The following is a 5,576-nucleotide window of genomic DNA, read 5'->3' as shown; positions in this document are numbered from 1 at the left end:
TGAGGATTACCCTGGGGATATGGTCTACACCGCGATCACCGGAATCACCCCGTCAGAGTTTGATCTGGACTTAAATGGAGCGGCCATCAACGGTCGGTTGCTGGTCAGCGATCCCCCCTATGCGTTCGACGAGGTTACATTGAACGGCATTTCGACAATCCGCTATGATCCGCCCCGGAGGAATGGCAAACTGGAAGCCTGCCGTGGCCGAATGCAGAGTGTGCGATGGCAGTTGCCCTATTAATGGGCTGCTTGCTCGTATTCCCTGCCATGAGGCGGTTCCACAAGACGATTTGCTGAATGTGAACCTCCGACCCTTGCCGGCCATTCCCCAACGAACTTTCATATCCCAAGTCCGGACTGACCGCTTCACTTGCCGAAGTCATCAGGCTCACCCTGGTCGGCCCATCACGCGTCGAGCCGACCAGGGTGCCGGGATCAGAATCTATAGCCGAGCGACAGGCCATATGTGCGCGGAGCGCCGCTCAACTGCGAATAGGTCGGCGGCGCGACATAGAGGGCCGAGGCATAACGCTTGTTCGTGAAGTTGCGAACCCATGCCCCCACCGTCATCCTTTCGGCAAATGCCAGTTCCATCTGCGCATTGCCAAGGAAATAGCCCTTGATCGGCTGGTAATTGTCGAGTTCGGTGTAATAATCGTCGACGAAGCGGCCATTGACCGACGGCGTCAGCACCCTGTCGCCGCCCAGCGGTATCGCATAGCGGATCGAACCGGTCAGCGTCATCTTCGGCGCGAAGGGCAGCTGGTTGCCGATCCGCCGCGCCCGCTCCGCCGCGACATCCGACCACATGTCGAGGATCTTGCTGTCGAGAAGGGAAATACCGCCCTGCACCTCCAGCCCGGCGATCGGACGCACGGTCACGTTCGCCTCCGCGCCATAGGTGCGCGCGCTGCCGACATTGGTGCGGATGTTGCTGGGCAGGCCGTTGATGAGCTTGTTGAGGCTGGCCTGCATATTGGTGAAGTCGTTGTAATAGAAGGATGCGTCGATCTGCACCGGGCCGCCGCGCGGCAGGAACTTGATGCCGGCCTCATAGGTCCACACGCGCTCGGACTTGAACGGGTCCGTCTCCGGCAGGGTGAAGGAGGTGGAGCCGTCGAAGCCGCCCGCCTTGAAGCCACGGCTGACCGACACATAGGCCGTGGCCGCGCGCGAGATTTCGTAGCTGACGTTCAGGCGCCCCGAGACGCTGTTGTCGGAGAAGGTGCGGTGGAACACGAACGGCATCGGCCCGAACACGGCCTGCGCGATGCTGACGCCGGACGGGTTCAGGTCGCTGGTCGTGCCGTCGAACGTGCTCTCGTCATGGGTGTAGCGCAGACCCGCGCCGATCTTCCAGTGACCGCCCAGCCGGATGCTGCCATCGGCGAAGCCCGCGACGCTGCGACGGCGCTGCACATAGTCGGCCGCGAGCGTGCTGAGCACGACGTCGGTCAGGTCGATGTTACTGCGCAGCCGCACCTTGTCCCTGTAAGCCGTTGCACCCACCACCCAGTCGAACCGGCCGGGCGTCGCATTCTGGAGGCGTAGTTCCGCCGTCCCCTGCTCTACATTGTCGCGATAGATGATGTCGGAGAGCCGCGTCGGAACCACGTCGACCGCAGCAGAATATTGCTGCTTCAACTTTTCCCAGCCGAGAATGGCGACCAGCAGCATATCACCGCCGATCTTCTGGTTCAGCGTGACCGATCCGCCATAGCTGGTCTTGTCGAGCGACGGATCGATGGCGGAATCGGTCGTAAAGGGCGCCAGCGGCGCAAAACCGCGCACCGTGGCGGTGCGCTCGAAAAATTGCACCGCGCCGGATTCATGGAAACCATGGGCATTAAGCGTGACCGTTGTGCCGTCGGTCGGCTCCAGCAGCAATATCGCGCGACCGCCGTAATATTGGGAGCGATTGGCCTCGGTGTTGACGCCGGGATCGGCGAGCGCGGGGACGGCAGGATTGGCCGATCCACTGACACCGCGCGTGCCGATATTGGTCATGAACCCGTCGGTGCGGTCGAAGACGCCCGCCACCCGCAGCTTGACGCCATCGGCCAGAGCGCCGCCCGCCCCAGCTTCCGCGCGCCAGGAGTTGAAGCGGCCATATTCGACGCGCGCCTCCCCCTCCCATGTGTCCGTGGGCTGGCGCGAGATGATGTTGACCGCGCCCGCCGTGGTGTTCTGGCCGTAGAGCGTGCCCTGCGGCCCCTTCAATATCTCTATGCGTTCGACATCGAACATCTGTCCGCCGACCAGCGCCGCCGAACCCTGATAGACGCCGTCGATGCTGACGGCGGCGGACGGATTGCCGTTGGGCCGGACATCATCATAGCCGATGCCGCGAATGGTGAAGGTCTGGATGGTGCGACCGCCGGAAATCTGGGGTGACACGACCACGCCGGGAGTCAGGCGCGAGGCGTCGATCAAGTCCTTCACGCCCGCTTCCCGCAGGGCGTCGGGTGTCAGGACGCTGACCGTTGAGGGGACGTCGATCAGCCGTTGTTCGCGCTTCTGCGCGGTGACGACGATATCGCCACCCGCTTCGTCCGCACCTTCACCGGCAGCATGGACGGGCGAGGCAAGGAGTGGGAGCAGGGCCGTTCCGAGGAGCAGCAGGGTCGCGGCCCGGCGTTTCTGGAAAGGAAGAAGACTGGTCATGGAAATTATCCCGAGATTGGAAGGAAGAAAAAAAGGTGAGCGGGGCCATCCGCCGGCGGGAATGCCGGCGAGCGGTCTTGCGTGGAGGAAAAGGGGTCAGGCCGCGTCGGCAGCCGCGCTGTCGTGCGCCACGCTGCGCGCTCCGCACGCGATCAGCAGGCCGCCCGCCAGATAGGCGGAGGAGATCAGGGCCAGCGCATATTTCAGGGACTCCCGGCCAAACTCACTCGCCAGCGCGTCGCTGATCCAGCCCGCTACCGCCGGTCCAGACCCCATGCCGAACAGGTTGACGATCAGGAGATAAAGCGCCGTCGCTGTCGCCCGGTTGCCCGCCCCCGCCAGACGCTGGACCAGCGCATAGGCGGGCGTAATCGCGAGCGAAGCCATCACCGTCATCGGTGCCGCGATGAACAGCGCCATGGTCAGGTCCTGCGCGAACAGGAAGGCCAAGGTGAGCGGCATAGCGCCCATGAATGCCAGTGCCGGCAAATATATCCCCCAACGCGGGTTCAGCCGGAACAGTGCATCGCCGAGCACACCACCGACCAGCAGGGCAATAATTGTCGACAAGCCCATGATGAGGCCATAGCTGCCCCCCACCTGCCCGGCCGTCAGCCCGTGAGTCCGCATGAGGAAAGCCGGCATCCAGTTGAGCGTAGCGGCCGAGGCGACGGTCGCAACCGCCACCCCGAGGCACAGCAAAGCATAGCTGCGCCGGGCGAGAAGGCTGCGCACCGAACGCCATATGCCTTTGGGCGCGGTCCCGACCGCTCTGACCGGAAGGACAGGCTCCCGCACCGTCGCGAACAGCAGCAGCGCGAGAAACGGTGCCGGAACCGCACCCACCAGAAAGGCCGCTCGCCAACCCCAATTGTCCGCGATCCAGCCCCCCGCTGCATTGGCGATCATGAAGCCAATGCCCCCGATCACCACCGTCGCCGACAACGCCGTTGCGCGCCACCGGGCCGGGAAATAATCGGAGACGAGGGCGTGGGTAGTGGGAATGCCGCCCGCCTCCCCCAGTCCCACGCCGAGCCGTGCGGCAAGCAACACCGCAAAGCCCGGCGCCAGCCCGCACAGCGCCGTCATCGCCGACCAGATGAGCAGCGACACACCGAGGACGAGCACGCGGCGCCCGCCGTCCGAATAGCGCGCCACCGGCACCGCCATGATCGAATAGACGAAAGCGAAGGCAAAGCCGGTCAGCAGACCGATCTGCCCGTCGCTCACCCCCAGATCATGCTTGATGCTCTCGACCAGGATCGCGACCAGATAGCGGTCGTAATAGCCGAGGAGCGAGATCAGACAGAGCAGCGCGAGGACGTAGAACGCCATGGCGCGCGGCCGGTCCGCGTCGCGCGGCACCGGACCGGCGGCGGATGCCGGGTCCGGTGCCGGGACGGCGCCGTCTTTAAGGGAGTCGGCGAGCGAGGCCATGGTCAGTCGCCGGCCAGTGCGGGCTCACGGGCGTCCTGCCCCGCGAGCGACGGCATGCCGAAGCGTTCCCGGAAATCGTCGAGGTCGAAGTTGCACTCGTCCAGCCCGACGAATTCGGCCGGGGTCATCTCGGGATGCTCATGGCCATACCATTGCGTGTAGAGCGGCAGGTCGGAGGCGAACGCCTTGTAATGCGTCGAATAGGCGCGCAGGCGCAGCGTCGGCGCCTCCCCTGCCAGGTCGAAGGTCATCAGGCGCAGCCAGCCGTCACCGATGCCGTCGAAGATTGCCGCGTCGGAGCCGGTCGCCTTGAACGTCTGCTTCCGGCACTGATAGTTGACGAGGAACTGGTAGACCTTGTGGCCATGGTCATTGGTGTCGATCCGGTTCATCACGCCATGGAAATGGCCGTTCAGCGTGCACAATATCTGGTCGTTCGGGGCCACCAGCTTTTCCCACAGGCTCTGCGGGCTGTTGCGGTCCGGGTCGATGCGGGTGAGGTCGAAATAGTCGATCGACTGACGCTCGCCCTTTTCATTGATGAATTCATGGATGGACAGGATCGTCGGCAGGCCGGGATGGGCATCGATGACGGACTGCGCCCACTCGATGATGTCGTCCTGCGGACACATCTCGATACCGATGTGCAGGAAACGATAGCCGCCGCCCTTGAAGACCTGCGCGGCATTGCAGCCGTCTTTGTGCGAGGACACATACCAGGGCTTGTCGCGGAACAGTTCGGACTGGTCGCCGAAATGCGCGGTCCAGTTGTCGAGCGAACCGACATGCAGCGAACCGAGGCCATAGGATGCGCCGTCGCGAAACCAGCCATCGGGCTCCGGCGGAAAGGCCGGGTCGCTCCAGATATTGTCATGGTCGTGATTGCCGGGGACGAGGAAGAAGGGCAGTTCGTCCGCGATGATGCCCCATGCCTTGCGAATGGCGGGAATCTCGACCTCCAGCACTTGCGATGGAGAGGCGGGGATCAGCGCCTCGATCGCGGGATTGGGCACGCAGGACACGCCGCGCTCGACATGGGGAGCGTCGGGCCCCCAGCTGCTCGGATGCTGCCAGCTATCGCCGAGACCGGAGACGAAGGCGATGTCGCCACCATTCTTGCGCGCGTTGGCGGCGATATACTGCATCATGTCCCACAACATCTCACGCGCGTTGAAGGGAAAGCCTGCCTCCCGCTGGTTGCGGTAGCTGGAATAATTCTGCGTGTCGCAAATCACGGCCACGCTGAACGGATCGGCAGATGTCGTCACCTCATATCTCCTCTGAGCATTATCCAATGCCTTTCGAGCGACCCGAAAGGCTGCACGTCCCTCCACGGCGGCAGAAGTCGGTCGGGCGCTCGCCGTCGCCATCGAACAGCATGCCGTCCGAGGCTCGAGCCCTCCGCCCACCCTGTCTTCTCCGTGAATCGAAACGACTGTACAGCTAGGATAACTGTTTGACGCTTCTGTGAC

The 5,576-nt window shown here is 63.8% G+C and carries 4 protein-coding genes; 1 reads left to right on the top strand and 3 read right to left on the bottom strand.

What is annotated here, in order from left to right:
• Window positions 1-244 (top strand): energy transducer TonB (locus MBENS4_RS22145; RefSeq protein ID WP_206778149.1); only part of this gene is annotated, 244 nt, incomplete at its 5' end.
• Between the two features lie 194 nt (window positions 245-438).
• Here MBENS4_RS22145 and MBENS4_RS22140 read toward each other — a convergent pair.
• The 3 genes from MBENS4_RS22140 to MBENS4_RS22130 form a co-directional block, all read right to left on the bottom strand.
• Window positions 439-2,667, bottom strand: coding sequence for a TonB-dependent receptor (locus MBENS4_RS22140; protein WP_039396046.1), 2,229 nt, complete (start codon window positions 2,665-2,667; stop codon window positions 439-441).
• A 96-nt stretch (window positions 2,668-2,763) separates the two neighbouring features.
• On the bottom strand, window positions 2,764-4,104 hold the full coding sequence (locus tag MBENS4_RS22135; protein ID WP_052322698.1) for a spinster family MFS transporter: 1,341 nt from the start codon (window positions 4,102-4,104) through the stop codon (window positions 2,764-2,766).
• Between the two features lie 2 nt (window positions 4,105-4,106).
• The gene (locus MBENS4_RS22130; protein ID WP_052322697.1) at window positions 4,107-5,372 is read right to left on the bottom strand and encodes a hypothetical protein; all 1,266 of its coding nucleotides are present in this window, start codon (window positions 5,370-5,372) and stop codon (window positions 4,107-4,109) included.
• Window positions 5,373-5,576: the final 204 nt, after the last annotated feature.

Source organism: Novosphingobium sp. MBES04 (genome assembly GCF_000813185.1).
GTDB classification, from domain to species: domain Bacteria; phylum Pseudomonadota; class Alphaproteobacteria; order Sphingomonadales; family Sphingomonadaceae; genus Novosphingobium; species Novosphingobium decolorationis.
The sequence above is the reverse complement of the archived record's forward strand: the minus strand, read 5'-3'. Positions and strand labels throughout refer to the sequence as shown.